This is a genomic window from Cohnella sp. GCM10012308 (assembly GCF_042649185.1).
Classification (GTDB): Bacteria; Bacillota; Bacilli; order Paenibacillales; family Paenibacillaceae; genus Cohnella.
Genome location: NZ_JBHRYU010000052.1, coordinates 14352 through 35121, shown reverse-complemented (window position 1 = coordinate 35121; position 20770 = coordinate 14352). Strand labels below are relative to the sequence as shown.

Below are 20770 nucleotides of genomic sequence, written 5' to 3'. Positions count from 1 at the left end.
AGACATTGGACGATGCTTCGGACTTTTACAGATCGGTGTAATCGCGCGAAATAACGAGCTGCGTTATGAAATTGGAATCATTGTGGGGTATGACTCCAGTTTTAGGGGGCCTAGCCGAATGTGCAGGTAAATGCCAAGCGCAAGACGAATATCCGGCTGTCGAAGGAAAATAACTGCGCTTTAGCAGCTATCCTGCTGAAAAGGACCGACATCGGCGGAAAAAGATGTAAATTTGCAGGCATTGCTGGGCATTACGGCGAAAGAAGGACGCGGGCGATAGCGACCGTTTATTCACTTGTTGTTCAAGTGCGTGCGGTAATAGGCTCTGCGGAATTCCGTCGGCGTCAGGCCTTGGAGCCTTTTGAACAGCTTCATGAAATATTTTTCGTCTTGAAAGCCCAGCGCAAAGGCGATTTCCTTAATGCTTGCGGACGACTGGTACAGCATATTTTTGGCTTTGGCGATTTTCAGGCTGTGGATGTACTCCTGCATGCTCATTCCCATATGTTTTTTGAAAAAACGAATTAAGTAATCTTTATTGTAAGTGAATTGTCGGGCGACATCCTGGACCGATATATTCTCCGAGCTGTGGATGCGGATCCACTCGAGAATCTTCATCAGCTTCTTTTCCGCCGGATCGGCCGCATCGTCCGCCCGGAATTGGCTCTTGAGCTGCGAGAGCGTCTGCTCGGACAGCTCGATCAGCAAGAGCGTAACCAAGTAGTTCAGGCTGTGTCCGGTGTAGTATCCGGATTCCATGGTGTGCAGCAGCTGATGGAACAAAATATTCACGCGATCGATTTCCGGCGGGGAGGAGAAGACGGGAATATACACATAATCGGTCAGACGATGGAGATACGGGTTGTTGTCCAGCATGATCAGGTCGGCGTACAGTTCCTTTTCCTCGATAACCTCGTAATCGCTCTCGCACTGAAAATGAAACCAGTGAAAGGAGCAGTTCTTGTCGGACCAATCGTAGCCGCAATGCGGCTGGTTGGGCAGGATAAGCAAGGTTTGCTTCGGCTGCAATGCGTACCGCTCCTCGCCGAGCTCCAGGTAGACGGTATCTCGCACAACGATGATGAGCTCAAAGCTTGCGATGCTTCGCTTCGTGTGGATCCAGGGCTGGTCGGCGACGAAGCTGCCGGCAGACACGAAGGAAAGCGGGCGGTTGATGTTCAATTTGAGGAGTTTCATGTCAGTATTCACCACCTAATATACGTGAATCATTACTGCGGTCCATTGCAAGCCGCAAAAATGTCCGATTATTGCCGATTAGCGGGAATCTCTCGGACAATTAACGAAATCAGCTTCAGTGTAGCAGAAAATATAAAGCGTTTACAGAGGTCGGTTTCAGCCACCTATTCTGTTTTTTCGTATACCGACAAGGCCATGCCCGGATGTTATTCTGGGCGTAGGTCAAATGCAGTTATGAAAAAGACGGAGGGCTGGGAAATGGTCAAAACGAGAAAGAATGCAATGGCTTGGATCGCCATGCCGCTGCTGCTGGCAATTGTCGCAGGCTGCGCGAGCGGGGAAAAAACGGGCGGCTCCGCCCAAAGTCCGGAAGGGAGCGCGAAGGCGAACGAAGAGGTGGTCAAGCTCAAGTTTTCCTTCTGGGGCGGCCCGGAAGAAAAGACGTCGATGCTGGCGCAGCTGGACCAGTTCAACAAGCTCCACCCGAACATCCAGGTGGAAGGCATGCACGTCGCGGACGACTATATGGCGAAGATGAACACGATGGCGTCCTCGAATACGCTTCCGGATCTCGGCTATTTTCCTTCCGGCGCCGTAGCGTCTTGGACGAAAAACGGCAAGCTGGCCGACCTGACCGAACTGTACGAGAGCGACCGGATCGGCAAGAAGCTGGAGTCCGTGATATTCCGGAATAGCGGCGGTTCCATCATCGGAGCGGGCGTCGCCAACGAAGTTCTGGTGCTAAATTACAACAAGGAGCTTTTCGACGAAGCAAACGTGCCTTATCCGCCGGCTTCCGCGGACGAGGCCTGGACCTGGAAGCAGTTCGTGGATGCGGCCAAAAAGCTGACGAAGGACCGTGCCGGCAAGCATCCGGGGGAAGCGGGATTCGACGCTAACAACGTGCAGACGTTCGGCGTCAATATTCAAAGTCTCGGGCAGTATTATCCGGCGGCGCTGTTCAGCAACGGAACCGGGATCGTGAGCGACGACGCCACCGCCTTCACGATCGGCAGCGACGCATCCGTGGGAGCGCTTCAGTCGATCGCCGATCTGATGTATGTGGACAAAGTCATGCCCAAGCCGTCTCAAATGTCCACCATCCCCGCCGAGGATACGGCGCTGCTCACCAAACGAATCGCGATGTCGATCAGCGGTCAATGGTCGCTGCAGACGCTCGGAAAAGCCAAAAACGAGAAAAACCTGCAGCTCGGCATCGGTGTGCTGCCCAAATTCAAAACGCCGCTGACGACCAACTTCGGAGAGCCTGTCATCATCTTCAACACCGAGCGAACGCAGAAATACAAGGCGCAGGTCGAGACGGTCTATGCCTATATCATGAACCCCGAGAATAGCATCGGTCTGATCAACAGCGGCTTGTGGATGCCGAACGAAGAGCAATGGTATACGGATGAAACGTTGATCAAAAAGTGGACGGATACGCCGGTGCATCCGCCGGAATATCGCACCGCCGTCGTCGATTATGCGTTAAATCACACGAAGCAGAATCCTTCCTACTACTGGGAGGACACCGAAGCGCTCGTCATCATCAATCCGGAGCTCGACCAGCTGTGGCAGGGCAAAAAGACGGCCGAGGATGTCGTGCGCAACGATATTTTGCCGAAGCTGAAGGCCAAATACGGGGACAAGTACCGGTATGAGTAAGCCTGCATCGAAAAGGAAGCTGCTAAAAACGAAGGAAGAGATTGCCGGTTATCTGTTCGCGCTGCCGGCGATTCTGGGCCTGCTGGTGTGGACGATCGGACCGATGGTGGCGAGCCTCGGGATCAGCCTGACCGATTGGCAGATTCTAAGCGCGGCGAAGTGGGTCGGCTTCGACAATTACCGAACCGTATTCGCCGAAGATTTGTTCTTCAAGAAGTCGCTGCTGGTCACCTTTTATTTCGCCATTGGCAGCGTCGTGTTCACGATGCTGGCCTCCGTCATCGTGGCGTTGTTCATGAATTACGGCGTCAGGGGGCAAGCGGCGTTCCGGACGGTCTTTTACTTGCCGACGATCGTGCCGATCGTGGCTTCGAGCATGCTGTGGGTATGGCTGTTTAATCCCGACTTCGGCTTGTTGAACACCGTACTGAAGAGCCTAGGCCTTCCGCCGTTAATGTGGATTTACGACGAAGCGACCGTCATTCCGTCGCTGATCCTGATGAGCATGTGGGGCTGCGGCAGCGCGGCCCTGATCATCCTCGCGGGATTGCAGGACGTGCCCAAGCATCTGCTGGAGGCAGTGGAAATCGACGGCGGGAACGGCTGGCACAAGTTCAGGTATGTCACGATCCCGATGATTACGCCGGTTATTTTCTTCAATCTGGTCATGGGACTGATCGGTTCGCTGCAGGCTTTCGCCCAGGCTTACGTCATGACCGGCGGGGGACCGAACAACGGGACGCTGTTTTATGTCTACCTGATCTACCGGGAAGCGTTCCAGTATAATCACTTCGGCTACGCCAGCGCGTTGTCCTGGATCTTGTTCGTGGCGATCGCGGCGTTGACGGCCGGGGTCTTCAAGAGCTCTAAAGCATGGGTGCATTACGGAGGTGGCAAGTAACATGCGGATTCGCAAGACGGCCAGCTTTACGGTTCTGCTGATTTGCGCGGCGCTGGCGGCCGTGCCTTTCCTGTGGCTCGTCCGCAGCTCCCTGATGAGAACCGACGAGCTGTTTATTTTCCCTCCGCGCATCTGGCCGGAAGAGCCGCTCTGGCAAAATTACGCGGACGTATTCGAGATCATTCCGTTTGCCCGTTATTTGTTCAACACCTTGCTGATCCTCATTCCGGTCATGGTCGGCGTAGTCCTCACGAGCAGCATGTGCGGCTATGCGTTCGCGAGATTGCGATTCAGGTTCCGCAATGCCTGGTTCGCGCTGATTCTGTCGACGATGATGCTGCCCTCGGCCGTAACGCTCATTCCGACTTTTATCATGTGGTCGGAGCTGCGGGCGGTCAATACGTTCTGGCCGCTCATTTTGCCGGCATGGTTCGGCGGCGGAGCGTTCAACATTTTTCTGATGCGCCAGTTTTTCATGAACATTCCCCGGGACCTGGACGAATCCGCCGTCATCGACGGCGCAAGCTTCTTGCAAATTTATATCCGCATTATGCTGCCGCTGGTCAAACCGGCCTTGACGGTAGTCGCCTTTTTTACCTTTATGAACGTATGGAACGATTTTTTCGGACCGCTCATTTTTCTTAACGAAGATTCCAAGTTTACGCTTGCGCTCGGATTGCTTCAACTCAAAGGCATGTACGCCACGGACTGGAACCTCCTGATGGCCGGCTCCGCCATCATGGTGCTGCCTGCCATCGCCATGTTTTTCATCGGCCAGAAATACTTTATTGAAGGCATCAGTCTGACGGGCATCAAAGGCTAGCGCGGGTCGGCGATGAAATTCGCGGATCGCGGCGACGGAGATTCAGGAGGAAGATGCGGTTGTATACGATTGGTTACGATTTTAAAGATACCTTCGTCCGGTTGGACGAACTGCAGTTCGCCGTCCGTTTGTTTACGGTGAACAACGTATATGCGCCCGACCCGGAGCGCGTCGAGGTGCGCAGGGAAGCGGACCGCGTCACGCTTGCGGCGAGCGGATTGTCCTGGGCCGGCAACCAGCGGCGGGCGGATGGCTCGATCCAGCTTGAGATCGCGCGGGGACCGGACGGGCGCTACATCGCGTCGGCCAGAGGCAGCCATGCGTCCGAGGTTTGCAAATCGATCATGCTGGAGGTAATGGGACTCGAGGTCGCGGCGCTCACCTACGATCAGAACAGGCGCGAGACGCTGGGGTCCAATGGGTGCATCGCAGCCAAGCCTTATCCCGGTTTTATCATGAAAATGCCGCTGATTTTCGTCGAAAACGGAAAAGGCCAAACCTGGTACGCCTTGTCGAAGGATCGCGCCGTCCGGGGCAAAAGCTTCGCCGTGCACTACGATCCGTATCTGGAGGCTAGCGTACTCGATCTGGTCCATCAGGAGGACGCCAGACGCCGCGCGCATGAGATCGAGGCGCCGCCATGGCATATCGGGAGCTGCGAAGAGCCCGCCGGCATCGTGCGGGAGCGGTGCGCCGACCTGGAGACGCACTTTAATATCGTGCCGTACGAGCGGCGTACCGACGTGCCGGCATGGCTGGACGAGATCAAGCTGGTGACGATCCTGCACGGCGAGCACTGGACCGGGCATGTGTACCAGACTTTCGCGGAGATGGAACGCAGCCTGCACTGGATCGCGGAGCGGATGCCGGCCAGTCAGGTGATGGCTTTTCTCCCGGCCTGGGACGGACGCTACTACCATCGATACCCGATCTACGAGCCGAGCGAGGCGATGGGCGGATCCGCAGGGTTCGCAAGTCTCGTCGCGACTGCGCATCGCCTCGGCTTCCGGATCGTGCCGATGCTCGGCGCCAACGGACTGAATCTGCAATATGCCGAACGACTCGGTTTGCAGGATGTCGCCGCGCGGGACCGATGGGGGACCGAGAGCCGCATCAATTGGGTGGATTGGGATTACGATCTGTCCGCGGAGAGCAACAGCGTGCTTGCCAATCTTGGTCATCCGGCCTTTCGCGAGCATCTGATCGAACGGGCGGCGCATCTGGTGGACACTTACCGGGTGGACGGTATATTCCTGGACGTGTCGAGCTACTGGATCAACGATCCGTTCCATTCGCCATACGAAGGCACGCTGGCATGGGCGGCAGAGATGAAGAGCCGGTATCCGGACCTGCTGCTGTTCGGCGAAAACAGCTACGACGCGCTGTGGAGCGCATTTAGCCTGTTCCATGAAGGACGCGCCCCGGGCGCATACGAATACGCGTTGTACCGTTATGCCAGGCAAACGCATTATTTGGCCCATCCGGCGCCGGGCAAAGGCTCTGGCGGCGTGCACGAATGGGCGTGGCCTTCCGGCGGGCAGCTCCCGTCCGGCGATACGCCGGAGGTGATTCCGACGCTGTCGATCGTAGCGGATACGCTGACCCGGCACGCGGACGAGGCGGAAGCGCAAATCGCCAAAGCCAAAGCGTGGAACATGCATTTGCCGGGTCTTGCGGGCGTACCATTTTGACCAATGGAGGGATGGGTTCTATGACAGCTGAGTCTACGCAAAGTGAAGCGGGCGCCGGCATCGGTCTGACGTTTCGTCCGAATCCGGACAACGGAGAGATTGCTTTTCTCGGCTATGCAGGCGACCCAAGACAAGAAAATTATGTAGCGGGACCTATGGAGCTGCCGCTGATCGGCTCGGACGCGCCCAATAAAGTGGAGGGCTATTCGGCCGTCCTGCTCGGTTACCGTCTGCCGGAAGAGCCTGCTTATCGCCGACAATGGCTCTCTTTCCGACGGGAGCCGGGAGAGGCGGAATCTTACTTATTCGAAAACGAGCATGTTCGGGTCGTGAAGACCTTCCGCATCGAGGCGGGCACCCTGACGATCGAACTCGCCGTTACGGCAGGCAGCCGCGGGCTCGAAGCCGCCGAACTGGCGCTCTCGGCGCCGATTAACAATTACTATTGTCCGTGGCGGTACGACCAGCGGTACTTGTACGAGCACTTGCACTACGAGCACATCCACCCGGGCGGCGCGCACGGCTACCAGCTGGTAGAGAGTCTGAGCGGAAACGAACCCTTGCTGTACTGCATCCCGCTCGGGGATACCCGATTCGAGCATGTCTCCCGCTTTCCCGGCACGATCGACCTCGAAAGGGCGAGTGTCCCCAATCACTCTTGGCCGGGAAGCAGCGTGCTGTTCCTGCATGCCGAAGGCTATTTGGCCGCGAACGGATTTAAGCCGCTGCTGCCCGGCCTGGCAGCAAGCGGGATTCGTCTGGGGCCGGGAGAGACGGCCGTCAGGCGTCTTCGGCTAGGCTTCGTCGAGCGGCGGAGCGGCCTGGCCGAGGTGTTGGTCAACAGCGGTAAAATCGATGCGTACGCTGTTCCCGCGATGACCGGTCCGATCGACGCCGAGTTCCGGATCGTCGCCAGGGGCTGCGGCAAGCTGTCGCTCCTGGACGCGAACAAGCTTGAGCAGGTGTCCGAGCGGGAGAGCGCGGAAGGCCGGATGTGGACGTTCAGATTCCGCGAACAGGGCGAGCAGTTGGTGCGGATTGCCGGCGACGGCGCAGCCGAGCCTGCGGCGTTGCTGTTCCGGGTGACCGCGCCGCTGCCCGAGTTGTTCGAGCGCCGTGCGGACTTTATCGTCGATCGACAAGTGCTGCACGACGACGGCAGCAACCTGAACGGCGCCATTCTCCTCTATTCGCTCGGCGACTTCGAGGCTTTCAAGGGTGAAGGACTATACGCCAAGGAGGATAGCCTTTGGGGCAACGGCTCCTATGAAGGCGGCATCACCGACGGGATGTTCGCCGCGGAGAAAAACGCGTTGTATCCGAATCGGGGACAGATCGCCAAATTGGAGCGGTATATCGTCGATTATGTCCGCCGCTACCTGCAAAATCCGGATAACGACGAAGTGAAGTGGTGGCTCTTTCAATTCGATACGACCCGCTCCTACAACTACATGCATGTCGCCAATCTGTACTACTCGATGTACCGGATCGCCAAGCAATATGGCATGACGGAAGAATATACGGACGAGCAATACTTGGACTTCGCTTACCGGACGCTGATGAAAATGTTCGACGCGTCGCGTCCAATGGACCTGATCACCGGGTTAATGGGCGGCCAGCGGATATTTGCCCTGCTTGACAGCCTGCGGGAAGAAGAGAAGGTGGAGATGTACTACAACCTGCTCATTCGGGTCCGTCGGCACGCGGATGAGCTGTTCCGGGGGGATGTGCCCTACGGCTCGGAATGCCCGTACGACAACACCGGATACGAGTGTATCGCATTTTACGCCGACTATTTCAAGGAAGAGGAATGTCTTGGGGCGATTGGAAAAGCGATGCAGGCCGTGCGCGGCGAACAGCCTGTCTGGTGGTGGCAGGGCAGCGACATCCGCTGGTGGGATGCGGGGACCGACTTTGCGGAGGTATGCCATCACTATACCAGCCCGCTCAATTCGAGCGCGCTTCTGATGCTCGTTCGGCAAGGCGTTCTGCAGCCCGATCCGACGCTGCTGTCCCTCATCTATGGCGGCTTGCTCGGCTCCACGGCCAAGATTCACGGGGACGGGCGGGCCAGCATGAGCTATTGCTGGGAGCAGGAATCTCCCAACTTCGGCGATCATGTGTGCACGGGCGATGTCGGGCTAAGCCTGTACGGCACGCTGCTGGGCCTGCAAGCTTTTGCCTATGCTTCGCCCCGGCACGGCGAGCTGGGGTATCTTGGCCAGCTGACGCGGCAGCCGTCCGGAGCGGGCCTTCGGTTTGCGCCGCTTGCGGGCGCGGACAGGCGGGTGTCCTGGCATTTCGAGGATGAGCACGGGAAGGTCGACCGGGGCGATGCGTACTGCTCGTCCGGCGCCATCGACGAGATCGTCTTCGGCGGAGAAAAAGGCGGGCTGCGGATCGCCATCCGGGGGAGCGGCAATAACGACGCCGGGGCAAGCAAAGGCGGAGGCGTCTATTCCGGCGAACTTCGGCTTGTGCTGCCCGTAAAGCCGATCGGCGCGACCGTCAACGGAACGGCCGTCCGAATATATCCGGTTGCCGAGCGGACATATGCCGTCGACTATCCGACCGTCTTATCGGGCGGCGAAGAATGCCGGATCGACATCGCGATGCCGCGCGCGTCATCGAAAGCGGAAGGCGGGAATAAATAAACGATTTACAACTTATCCTGGAAATTTCCTTCTATTGGGCGATCCGAGTCTCGTATCGAGCGCTTTCGGGCGAAAGAAGCGAAGATTTTCCGGGATAAGTTTGTTTAACGAGAGCTAGAGCGCTTATACACCTGAAGCGAGAGAGGAATGAAAATAATAATGCGTTTAAAAAAAGCGATAAGTGTGCTTATGCTGATTCTAATGTCAGTCACGTCTCTCGATTTTGGTTCCAGTGGGATACTCGCGCCTCAGGTCGCTTTCGCCTCCAGCCCGAATCTGGCCTTGAACAAATCCGTAACCGCTTCGGCAGGCAGCCTAACCCCCGATCAGGCAGTTGACGGCAGCTACGGAACGGGCTGGTACAACACCGGTACCGGGGACCGTTGGCTCCGTATCGATTTGGGCGCCGCAACAACGTTTAACAGGTGGAAAATCAAGCATGCCCAGGCGAGCGACGACAATCCGGCCTACAATACGAAGGACTTCGTTCTTCAAATCAGCAATGACGGAAGCGCCTTCACGAACGTCGATGCCGTCTCCGGGAATACGCAGGGAATCACGAACAGACTCCTTTCGCCGCAGACGGCTCGGTATGTAAGAATACTTATTACCGCTCCCAATCAGGGAATGGACACGATCGTAAGAATACTGGAAGTGGAACTGTTTAACGATACGCATCCAAGCTCGAACAATTATTACTACTTCGATATGAAAAGCTATATTAACAGCGACCCGAAATCCTTTTACCCCGGCAGGGCCACGGAATATTTGGCGGAATCCGCAATTCCATCAGGCCGGTACATTAAATTAAATGTTAGCAGACCTTCAAGCGACGCGTTCAACACGACGGCAAGGGTGCCCGAATTCGAGCTCTATTACAATCTGGCGCAGGCCAAAAGCGTTACGGCATCGAGCTATCTGAATGCGACGACTAGGCCGGAGGCCGCGGTGGACGGCGGATCGTCCATCGTCGGACAGCCCGAAACGAAATGGGTGAGCAGCGGCGCCTCGGCAAACAGCAATCTCACGGTGGATCTGGGTCAAACGAAAACGATAAAGAGATGGGCGGTCAGACATGCCGGGGCGGGGGGAGAGCCGGCTTCGTTAAATACGCGGGATTTCGCGCTTCAAGTCAGCACGGACGGGGTGAACTTTACGAATGCGGACAGCGTGTCCGGGAATACCGGCGCGGTAACCGAAAGATCGATAACCGGCGCAACCGGCAGGTATTTCAGGCTGAATATCTCCACGCCCAGCCAGAACGGGGATTTGCATGCGAATATTTACGAGTTTGAACTGTACGACCAGGGAAATCTCTTGACGAACAAGACGGTCATCGCAAGCTCGGGTCACGACGGGGCGAATGTTCCGGCAAGAGCGATCGACGGGAATGCCGCGACAAGCTGGACGAGCACCGGCACGCCTGCAAGCTGGCTCAAAATCGACCTGGGCAGCGTGATGAAATTCAACAGGGCGGTCTTAAAAAACGACGGCTATGCGGGAGGGGCGCAAACGAACAACACCGTGGCCTTCGAAGTGCTGGCGAGCGCTGCGGACGTCGATGCCAGCTATAAAGGATTTATCGGCGCAGGCAGTTATACGAACACCACGTATCCGAACGCCTTCGACAGGTCGTTCAGTACGCAGCTCTATAAAAAATACGCTTACGATATGATTACGCTTCTTACTGCCTTGCAAGGCGTCGTGAACAGGGATACCGGGGGCCCCAAAATATTATATAAATATTTCTCGACGAACCTTGAATATCTGTCCGGCTATAATTCGGCCGATTATTGGCTGGACGGCCTGACGGACCCGGGCAATCTGTTGGCCGGCAAGACCAGAATAACCGTGACCGATCCGTTCGTGCTGGTCGATGCTTTTGCCTACAAGTTCGGCGGGCTTGTCTTGTGGGACGAAGCCGTACCCTCGACCTCGAACGTAGCGAACACGATTGCGGGCGTCGAGGATCTGCTGCCGGTCAGATACGACACGTCCGTCAACAGCCTCTATAGCGATATCATGGGCAGAAGCTCGCTTGGACTCACCCCGTCGGTCTATTTGAACGGCAAATTTACGGGGAGCGGCACGATCTGGAATTCGTCCACGCCTTCCACCGGAAGCAAAAAAAACGATGCCTATATATGGGCCAAAGAGAAGTACATCGATACCGGCAAGGCGAACGCCAGGCTGCTGGCCTACTATATCGATGCCTGGACGACAAACGCGGATAAAAACGGGAATATCGCCTATCCCAACAGCACCGACGCCGAAGGCGAACTCAACGACCGCGGTCTGATCGTCAAGGATTATTTCATCCGAAATAAAGCCTTCTTCCTGGACCTGCAGCCCGAGCGCAATCCCGGCAGCGTGTTGCATAAACCGAACGACGACCCCAGTCAGCCTTTAGGGACGGATTACAACACCTTGTCTGCCATCCTCGATGCTGCGAGAGCGCAATCGGGGACCGATCCGATAACGGCCGGCGGCTATTTGCCCTGGAAATATAAATATACCGATTTCGTCGATGCGACTGCGGATACGGTAAGCTCGGTGGAAATCGCCCAAGGCCATATGTTTTCCCAAAGACTCATCCAGTTCGATGCGGATGCGATCGGAATGGAATCGTTAGCTAATGCTTCCGTGTACCAGGACATCCCGCTGGACGGCAATTTGCATCAGTCGAACGACGGGGATTCGAGCGTGACATACGATCCCGCCAAAAAATATATCATGCTTTATATGGGGGACTACGATAACGCCGCATGGGCCGGCAGTCTGCTGCCTGGCATCTGGGACAAGACGAACGGAAGAGGCAGAATTCCTCTCTCGTGGCCCGTATCGCCCGTCGTCTCCAAACGGGCTCCGATGGTATTTAACAAGCTGTATGCCGAAGCGACGCAAAAGGACTACTTTACCGCCAGCGATTCGAGCGGCGCCTATATTTATTTGCAAAAGATACCGAGCCCGTATTTGCAATCTTACAAGACGTACCTCGCAGGCGAATTAAACAAGTTCGACATCGATAGTACGGGTCTTTTGTTTGTAACGGAAGACGCGCCCATGACCGCGGAAACGTATGACGTCCTGAGCGAGCTGGTTCCAAACGGCGCAGGCTGGACCAGCGCGGAAAAGAAGTTGGTGCAGGGCGTACCCTACGTGCCGGTCATCAGTCCATTCATCAATGAGTCCGCCAGCTTCGTAGAGAAAACCTTTTACGACTACATGACCGCCATTCTTCCGAACGAACAATTTTATTTCTTCCGAACGGTGATCCAGGACCCCAAGCAGCTTGCGGATGCCATTGACGCCCTGCATGCCGATTTTCCGGCGTTAAATTTCGAGGTCGTCGACCAATACGCTTTTTTCAGATTATACAGGCAGTCCTTGATCGCGAACTTATCTAACCTGAGTTTTCCTGCAAACGGCAAAGGAACGGAGGCCTCCGTCCTGTTCGAAGACGATGGAAGCACCGTCATGGACGGCAATTCCAGATATGCAAGCGCGGCCAACTCCTGGATCTACAAATTCGACCTGGACGACGCCGTATCCGATGCGACCGCCTATCTGGATATCGGGGGGGATTATATCGTGAGCGGCTCCGTAGACAACGCGAATTGGTGGGTGCTGGCCGACCCGGGGAGCGTTATGCCGAGAGCGGACGTCACTGTCGATCTGAACGCTTTGTTATCCAATAATCCAAGCAAGCAGATCTACTTGAAATTTACGGACGGAGCGGCGGACAGTAATATGGGGGCGAGGTTATACCATGCGGAGATCGATACGAACAGGCACAATATCGTATTAAATAAGCCGGCGACGGCAAGCGGCCAAGTGAACGCCGAATCTGCAGCGGCAAAGGCTGTAGACGGATCTATAAACAACCAATGGTGCAGCATCGACAGCGCTCCGCAATGGCTGACAGTGGACTTAGGCGCGAACTACAGCATTTCGAGGTGGGTAGTCAAGCATGCGCATTCGGCAGGGGACAATGTTCTTTTCAATACAAGGGATTTCAAGCTGCAGGTCAGCAGCGACGGCGTGAGTTTTACGGATGCGGATACCGTAACCGGGAATACGGCGGATATAACGGACAGGAATGTCACCGTGAGCGGGAGGTACGTAAGGCTCTATATCACCCAAGGCGCGCAGAACGGACAGTCGAATTTCGCGAGAATAAGGGACTTTGAGGTTTACGGCGCTATCCAGAAAAATGTGGCCTTAGTCAAAACGGCGACGGCGAGCGGGCAAGTGGACGCGAGCAGCGGTCCAGCGAATGCGGTAGACGGCTTGCTGACCAATCACTGGTGCAGCATCGACGCAGCCCCGCATTGGTTAAGCGTTGATCTTGGCCGGGTATACAATCTTTCCAGATGGGTGGTCAAGCATGCGCATTCGGGAGGCGATGCGACGGCGTACAATACGAAAAACTTCAAACTCCAGGTGAGCAATGACGGAACCAACTTTACGGACGTGGATTCGGTGACAGGGAACACCGCGGACATCACCAATCGAAACATCGCGGCCAGCGGACGGTATGTAAGGCTGTATATTAGTCAGGGGGCGCAGGACGGGCAAGCGAATTATGCGAGAATCAGGGATTTCGAGGTTTACGGGAAATAGGAGTGAGGAAGCAGGGCGACGAACCTGTTGACCGGGAGGCGCATCGAACCCAATGACGACCATTTATTTCCTTTGCTTCAGCTTCGATGGAGGCGTATAATCCGTTCAGACATCGGAGAGAGAAGCGGGGAAATCGGTTATGAACAACGGGTTAGTCAACGCGGTAATCGCGTATATCATGTGGGGCGTCCTCCCGCTTTATTGGAAACTGTTCAACGATGTGCCGGCGGGCGAGATTTTGTCTCATCGGGTGGTCTGGTCGTTCGTTTTTATGGGCATTCTCGTCGCCTTTCAACGCCGCTGGGGCGACATCAAGCGGATTGCGACCAGCCGCGCGCTGCTCTTGCCGCTTGCCGCAAGCGGACTGCTGATCGCCGCCAATTGGCTCATCTTCATCTGGGCGGTCAACAACGGTCATGTCGTCGAGACGAGTCTCGGCTATTATTTGAACCCGCTGCTGAACGTGCTGCTGGCGGTCGTCTTCCTCCGCGAGAAGCCAAACCGCGGCCAGTGGCTGGCGATTGCCATCGCGGGCGCCGCTGTGCTTATCATCGCGATCGACTACGGACGGTTCCCGTGGGTCGCCATCTCGCTGGCGGCGTCATTCGGTTTGTACGGCTTCGCGAAGAAAAAAATCCGGCAAGACGCTTCCGTTGGCTTGCTGTCGGAGACGGCCGTCGTCCTGCCCGTGGCGCTCGGCTATTGGATCTACTTAGCCGCGGCGGGCAAGACGACGGCCTGGACACTGCCGGCGGCTACGTTCGTCGAGCTGCTCCTGTCCGGCGTGGTTACGGCATTGCCGCTGCTCTTCTTCGCGCGGGCGGCCGCCCGGATGTCGCTGTCCACGCTCGGCTTCGTCCAATACATCGGACCGACGATCATGCTGCTGCTGAGCGTATCCGTGTTCAAGGAATCGGTCTCGCCGGTGCTGCTCGTCGGCTTCGCGTTGATCTGGACGGCGCTCTTCGTATACGCTGCGGCTTCGATTCGCGGCGCAAGGCTAGCGAAAGCAGGCTGACGTCAATTACGTTTTTGAGCATGGAATGGATCAAGCAGCAGCAGTCACGGACGCTATCATATCGTCCTTGACTGCTGCTGTTTTCGATTTTGGAGCCGACCGGATGCCGAACACAGCGTTACTATACCAGATCGAAAGCGGCAATCAATCCTTGCGCGATCATTTCATTTGCGAACGGACCGGGGTGGATGGCATCGTAGAGCAGCAGCCCGTCATCGATTCGTCCGCAGCGTTCGCCCCGCAGCACTGACTGTACCTTCGTCGACGGCAGCCGGAGACGGAACCGAAAGGCCGGAGCCTCTTTCGTGTGCTTGGGGGCGAAAAGCTTGCATTTTTACACGTATTTTCTACCGAACAGCGAAGCTTGATGAAATGCATGCAAAAATACAGGTAATTTCGAGGGATCTACCCGGCAACCCGGTTGATTCAAGAAATTAGATGCCCATTGACACTTATCCGTCCGGAAACGGCCGGTCCAGGCGGCAATAGATGTAATTTTGGTTCCTACTTAGGAACACCTAGGCGCGCCATACGCATGACTGGTCGAAGTTGTTCCTGCTTAGGAACTACCAAGCCACCATACGCAAGGCCGGCCGGACTTGTTCCCGCTTAGGAACTCCCAAGCCTTCATACGTAAGGCTGGTTGAAGTTATTTCTACTTAGGAACTCCCAGACGATTTATAAGCAACGCCAGCCGAAGTTGTTCCTAAGTAGGAACTAATTTGGCAGGTTCTTCCTTTCTAATAGTCAAAGCCGGAATTAAAGCTTCCCCCGATATTGACCCGGCGTGACTCCCTCAATTCGTTTAAATACGCTCGTAAAAGACTGTGTGTCCCGATAACCAACCATTCCAGAAATAGCGTCGAGCTTGAAGTTCGTATCGCGAAGAAGCTGGCATGCGGTCATGACGCGCTGGCGCTGGACGAACGTATGGAAGGTCTGTCCGGTATGACGTAAGAACAGGCGCTGGAAGTGCCGTTCGCTCAGTCCGAACCGCTCGGCGGCCTGGCGCTGCGTCAGGGGCTCGAGCGATTGCTCGCGAACGAAGGCGACGGCTTCGCCGAAATCAAGTGCAGCGGCCGCGGGGGAACCCGCGTCGTTCGCCGCGTCGCGCAGCCGCGTCCATTCGATCAGGATCTGCGTGAGCAACGCAGTCAGCATCGCGGAGGCGCCGGGACGAAGGGCGGCGTGCTCCTCGTGGATCCGTTCGAAGAGCGGCTCGAGAACGAGCCGTTTGTCCCTTGCGATGCCCGCTTCGGTCGCGTCCTTGGACAGCGCTGCCATGATGTCGTCGAGCATGAGCTCGGGGGCGGTCTGGGCGATCTCCGATAAAAGGGAAGTCGAGAACACGACATTGTAGACGACCAGCTTGCTTCGCTTGTCGGCGGAGTAAGGGCGAAATACGTGCGAGCAGCCGACGGGCAGGACGAACAGATCGCCGCGCGCCGCGGGCAGCGCCTGCTCGCCGATATATTGGTAGCCGGTCCCTTCGGCAACGTAGTTCAGCTCGATAAAGTCGTGTTCGTGCAGACCTGAATCGAAAAAGTTCTCCTCGATGCGGTTGACGAAAATGCGCAGGCCGCCGCGGAACAGATTTTTGCCCCGCAACGTATATTGCGACTTTTTCATGACAGACCTCCGTTTACGTTCTGGTGTCTATTTTACCATGCAATATTGTCCGATTCACCTATGTATCCGATGCCGAGAGCGCTTTAAACTGCAATCAGGATCGGTAATTTACTGACGGTATGGGGGCATGAACGAATGGCGGAGATCGAAGTTTACGGGCTGTCCTGCAACACAAGGTTGAACCCGGTGGGCATCGACGACAAGGCGCCGCGGCTGGGCTGGAAGCTGCGTTCGGAACGGCGCGGGGTCGCTCAGGAGGCGTACCGCATTCAAGTCGCGGAGGATGCTTCGTTTGAAGGCGGGCTTGCGTGGGATACGGAGCGGGTGACCGGCGGGCGTTCGGTCGCGATAACCTATGAAGGCGATACGCTGCGATCGCGCACGCGATATTTCTATCGCGTTAAAGTATGGGTTAATCAGGGCGAAGAATCCGAATGGAGCCCGGCCGCTTACTTTGAGACAGGGCTGTTGTCCGAGGAGGAGTGGGCGGGCGCCGATTGGATTTCTTACGCGCTGCCCGCGATCGAAGACGGACATGAACCTGTCGCTTATTTGCGCAAGGCGTTCAGTCTGGATCGACCGGTTGCCTCCGCTCGCATATACGCAACGGCGCTTGGCATGTACCGGCTGTTCGTCAACGGCGAGGCTGCCGACGACACCTGCCTGAATCCCGGCTGGACCAGTTATACGAAGCGCCTGCAGTATCAGACCTATGATGTCACGGCCTTGCTGAACGAAGGGGATAACGCGATCGGCTTCATGCTCGGCAACGGCTGGTACCGGGGCGGACTGGGCTGGGAGAAAAAGACATACTACGGCGACACCAGAGCCGCGCTTGTCTTGCTGCAGGTGCGCTATGCCGACGGCACCGAGTCCGTCGTCGGCTCGGACGGAAGCTGGCGGGGCAGCGACGGCGCGCTTCGCTGGTCCGAGCTTTATGACGGGGAGCACTACGACGCGAGGCTGGAGCGGAAATCGTGGTCGCAGCCGGCATTCGACGATTCGGAATGGGGAAGCGCCTCGCCGTATTCGCATCCGAAGACAGCGCTTGTCGCGCAGGAGAGCGAGCCGGTAAGGATCGTGAATACGATCGTGCCGATCACCGTGGTGACGACGCCGAGCGGAGAGACGCTGCTCGACATGGGGCAGAACATGGTCGGCTGGGTCCGGTTCACCGTACGGGCGAAGGCGGGAACGGTCGTGACCGTGCGCCATGCGGAGGTGCTGGACAAGCACGGCAACTTCTATACGGGCAATTTGCGCGCCGCCAAGCAGACCATCACCTACGTCTGCTCGGGCGAAGGCGAGGAGACGTTCGAGCCGTCCTTATCGTTCCAGGGGTTCCGTTATATCAAGATCGAAGGCATTCCCCCCGAGCAGCTGCCGGGCCGATTCGTCGGCTGCGTCCTGACCAGCGATCTGCAGGCCGCGGGACAATTCCGCTGCTCCGATCCGCTGATCAACAAGCTGGCGGACAATATCGTATGGGGCCAGATCGGCAACTTCGTCGACGTGCCGACGGACTGCCCGCAGCGGGACGAGCGGCTCGGCTGGACCGGGGATGCGCAAGCGTTCGTGCGGGCGTCGACGTATAACCGCAACGTCCAGACCTTTTTTGCGAAATGGCTCCGAGATCTGGCCGCTGACCAGCAGCAGGACGGCGGCGTACCGCACGTCATTCCGGACGTCCCGATTGCCGGCTACAATTCGACCGCTTGGGGCGATGCCGCTACGATCGTCCCATGGGTGCTGTACGAGCGCTACGGCGACGAGCGCGTGCTCCGGGAGCAGTACGCGAGCATGAAGGGCTGGGTCGAATACATCCGTGCACAAGGCGAGAGCGAATTTTTGTGGGATACGGGCTTCCACTTCGGCGACTGGCTCGGGCTCGATGCCAAGGAGAACAGCTATATCGGCGCGACGCCGCGGGAGCTGATCGCTACGGCCTTCTACGCGCACTCGGCGGGATTGCTGGCGAAGTCGGCGGGCGTACTCGGATTCGCGGACGACGCGGCCAAGTACGCGGAGCTGCGCGACAACGTCGCTCGCGCCTTCCGCGCGGAATACGTTACGCCTAGCGGGCGGCTCGCTTCGCCGACGCAGACCGCCTATGCGGTGGCGCTGATGTTCGATCTCCTGGAGGAGGGAGCCCGCCAACAAGCGGCGGATCGGCTCGCGAAGCTGATCGAGGAAGCGGGGAACCAGCTGACCACGGGATTCGTCGGAACGCCTTATCTTTGTCATGTGCTGTCACGCTTCGGACACGCCGAACTGGCTTACAAGCTGCTCGAGCGGCGCGAATACCCGTCGTGGCTGTACCCGGTTGTCAAAGGCGCGACGACGATCTGGGAGCATTGGGACGGCATCAAGCCGGACGGCAGCTTCTGGAGCGACGATATGAACTCGTACAACCACTATGCCTACGGCGCGATCGGCGACTGGCTGTTCGGTATTGTCGCGGGCATCGACGCGGACGCCTCCGAGCCCGGATACAAGCGAATTCGGATTCGTCCGGTGCCGGGCGGTTCGCTCAAGTTCGCCGACGCGACGCTTGAATCGCCGTACGGTGAGATCCGGTCGGCTTGGCATCGCAGACCCGATGGCGGCATCGACTACGAATTCGCGGTGCCGGCCAACGCCGCCGCGAACGTCCTGCTGCCGGGCGCGAGCAAGGCGAACGCGACGGAATCGCAGCAGCCGCTTGAGGATGCGCAGGGAATCTCGAACGTGACCGAGACGGCGGAGGGACTGGCGCTGAGCGTGGGCTCGGGAACGTATCGGTTTACGGTAAAAAATAAATAAAGGATTAGACAAGTCGGGGGTTTCTCAAAAGCCTCTATTGAATCTAATAGCTAGTATACGCAAAAAGGATGAAGCAAAGGTATCTCTGGCTTCATCCTTTTTTGCGTTTTAGTGTATGACAGCTAGATTGAGCGGGTTTTGAGGATAATAAATGGTGGGCATAAAGCTGCATAGTGAGACTTTTAACAAACCAAGGCGAAGAGGCTCTATATAGCCTCTTCGCCAGTCTATGCCCCCATTCGAGGCGAGGAGTTTCTATACAAAGCCATATGGCGGATCCACCCACAAATCGAGGCGAACATAAAAAGGAATAGCTTATTCGAATTTTAATTAGTATACTAAGTTAGAAGGGGTCGATGCTAAGTGTCCGTTCCAACCAAATATCAAGTCATCGTAGACGATATTAAAGCGAAAATCGCGACCGGCGAATGGCCGCCGGATTCGCTCATTCCGTCCCAGACGGAGCTTGCGAACATGTACGAAACAAGCGAAATGACGTCGCGTCGCGCCTTGTCCGAGCTAGTAAACGAAGGGCTGATCTATCGGCTGAGGGGAAAGGGATCCTTTGTCAAAGGAGCCTCCTCCGCAGCAAAGGGACGGGAGCAAGCGGAGCCGCCATACGCCAATAACGGTCTTGAGCGTGTCTATCTGGTCCACAATACGGGGGCTCACATTTATTATTTGGAGCACCGGTTCTACGAGGAGATGTTCAGCGCGATCCGGGAGGAAGCGGACCGCCGGGGACTGGCCTTCGGCGTCTGGGATTATTCGCTGAGCGGCAAGCTGCCGGATGAGCCGAATACCGGGTTTATCGCCACCACGATGGGCAAATACGACTTTACGTCGGAGCATATCGAACAGTGGATGAAGGAGGGGCGTGACCTTGTTACCGTTCACTCCTATTTTCCGCAGTTTCCCGTGCCTTACGTGATCGTCGACAATCTGACGGGCGGTTATCTGGCGACCCAGCATTTGCTGGCGCTCGGGCACCGGCGGATCGGCATATTGCTGACCGGATCGTCGCTGGTCGACTTGAACCAGGAGTTCTCGCTGCGTCTGCAGGGCTACAAGTTGGCCCTGGATATCGCGCAAATCCCGCTTGATTCCAAGCTCGTGCACGTCATAGACGCGGACACCGAAAACCAGCAGTCTGGCGAGCGCGGCTTCCATTATTTTTTCGAGCTGGACGAACCGCCGACGGCAATATTCGCAACAAGCGATCTGAAGGCCTACGGCCTGTCGCGCGCCGCCCAGATGAACGGGCTGTCCGTTCCGGGAGATCTTAGCATTATCGGCTACGACGATTTGAGGTTTGCCCAGTTCACCGGCCTCACGACGATTAACCAGAACACGGCGCAGATGGGGAAAAAAGCGGTCGAAATTCTATGCGCCCCCAAAGCCAGCAAAGGCGGAAGCGCGTCGCTAAAGGACGAGATCATTCCCGCACTGGTCGTCCGCAGCTCGACCGGACCCCGTACGTAAAAACGCAGACAGCGAACGATCCGCTGCGTCTTCGTCACGCCGCCGCGCCATAGGCGCTGATCTGCCTTTGAGGCAGGATCAGCGCCTATGGCTTATTTGTTTTGCCGCCCGGGCGTTTCTTACACAGATCGTATAGGCGAACTTTGCAACAAGAAAACAGAAATAGACTATTGACAGTATGAATGGATCTAATTAGAATACTAATTAACAACTAATTCATTAGTTAGTATTCTTCATTTGATGAAAAGGGAGGGGCAAGCGCATTTGGTCTACCTGTTTGCATCG

At 56.7% G+C, this 20770-nt stretch carries 12 protein-coding genes; 10 read left to right on the top strand and 2 right to left on the bottom strand.

What is annotated here, in order from left to right; translation table 11 throughout:
* Window positions 1-291 precede the first annotated feature (291 nt).
* Window positions 292-1197, bottom strand: coding sequence for an AraC family transcriptional regulator (locus ACFOTD_RS32595; protein ID WP_378124166.1), 906 nt, complete (start codon window positions 1195-1197; stop codon window positions 292-294).
* A gap of 258 nt (window positions 1198-1455) precedes the next feature.
* On the opposite strand from ACFOTD_RS32595, the gene ACFOTD_RS32590 reads away from it, so the two are divergent.
* From ACFOTD_RS32590 to ACFOTD_RS32555, 8 genes are all read left to right on the top strand, one after another.
* Window positions 1456-2862: an extracellular solute-binding protein gene (locus ACFOTD_RS32590; protein ID WP_378124165.1), complete on the top strand. Its 1407-nt coding sequence runs from the start codon at window positions 1456-1458 to the stop codon at window positions 2860-2862.
* A complete protein-coding gene (locus ACFOTD_RS32585; protein WP_378124164.1) occupies window positions 2855-3763 on the top strand; it encodes a carbohydrate ABC transporter permease in 909 nt (302 codons plus the stop codon). Before ACFOTD_RS32590 ends, ACFOTD_RS32585 begins: the two co-directional genes overlap by 8 nt.
* Window position 3764: 1 nt before the next feature.
* Window positions 3765-4586 (top strand): carbohydrate ABC transporter permease, encoded by an 822-nt coding sequence (locus ACFOTD_RS32580; RefSeq protein WP_378124163.1) that lies wholly within the window; start codon window positions 3765-3767, stop codon window positions 4584-4586.
* A gap of 59 nt (window positions 4587-4645) precedes the next feature.
* A complete protein-coding gene (locus tag ACFOTD_RS32575) occupies window positions 4646-6277 on the top strand; it encodes a hypothetical protein (protein WP_378124162.1) in 1632 nt (543 codons plus the stop codon).
* A 20-nt stretch (window positions 6278-6297) separates the two neighbouring features.
* Window positions 6298-8931: a DUF5695 domain-containing protein gene (locus ACFOTD_RS32570; RefSeq protein ID WP_378124161.1), complete on the top strand. Its 2634-nt coding sequence runs from the start codon at window positions 6298-6300 to the stop codon at window positions 8929-8931.
* A gap of 282 nt (window positions 8932-9213) precedes the next feature.
* Window positions 9214-13554 carry a discoidin domain-containing protein gene (locus ACFOTD_RS32565; RefSeq protein ID WP_378124160.1) on the top strand — a complete coding sequence of 1447 codons (4341 nt, stop codon included), beginning with the start codon at window positions 9214-9216 and terminating at the stop codon, window positions 13552-13554.
* 139 nt (window positions 13555-13693) lie between these two features.
* Window positions 13694-14572, top strand: coding sequence for an EamA family transporter RarD (gene rarD, locus ACFOTD_RS32560; RefSeq protein WP_378124159.1), 879 nt, complete (start codon window positions 13694-13696; stop codon window positions 14570-14572).
* Window positions 14573-14675: 103 nt separating this feature from the next.
* Complete coding sequence (locus ACFOTD_RS32555; RefSeq protein WP_378124158.1) at window positions 14676-14822, top strand: hypothetical protein; 147 nt, start codon at window positions 14676-14678, stop codon at window positions 14820-14822.
* Between the two features lie 509 nt (window positions 14823-15331).
* On the opposite strand, the gene ACFOTD_RS32550 is transcribed toward ACFOTD_RS32555, so the two are convergent.
* The gene (locus tag ACFOTD_RS32550) at window positions 15332-16201 is read right to left on the bottom strand and encodes an AraC family transcriptional regulator (protein ID WP_378124157.1); all 870 of its coding nucleotides are present in this window, start codon (window positions 16199-16201) and stop codon (window positions 15332-15334) included.
* A 135-nt stretch (window positions 16202-16336) separates the two neighbouring features.
* On the opposite strand from ACFOTD_RS32550, the gene ACFOTD_RS32545 reads away from it, so the two are divergent.
* Window positions 16337-19003 (top strand): family 78 glycoside hydrolase catalytic domain, encoded by a 2667-nt coding sequence (locus ACFOTD_RS32545; RefSeq protein ID WP_378124156.1) that lies wholly within the window; start codon window positions 16337-16339, stop codon window positions 19001-19003.
* Window positions 19004-19366: 363 nt separating this feature from the next.
* On the top strand, window positions 19367-20485 hold the full coding sequence (locus tag ACFOTD_RS32540; protein WP_378124155.1) for a GntR family transcriptional regulator: 1119 nt from the start codon (window positions 19367-19369) through the stop codon (window positions 20483-20485).
* Window positions 20486-20770 lie beyond the last annotated feature (285 nt).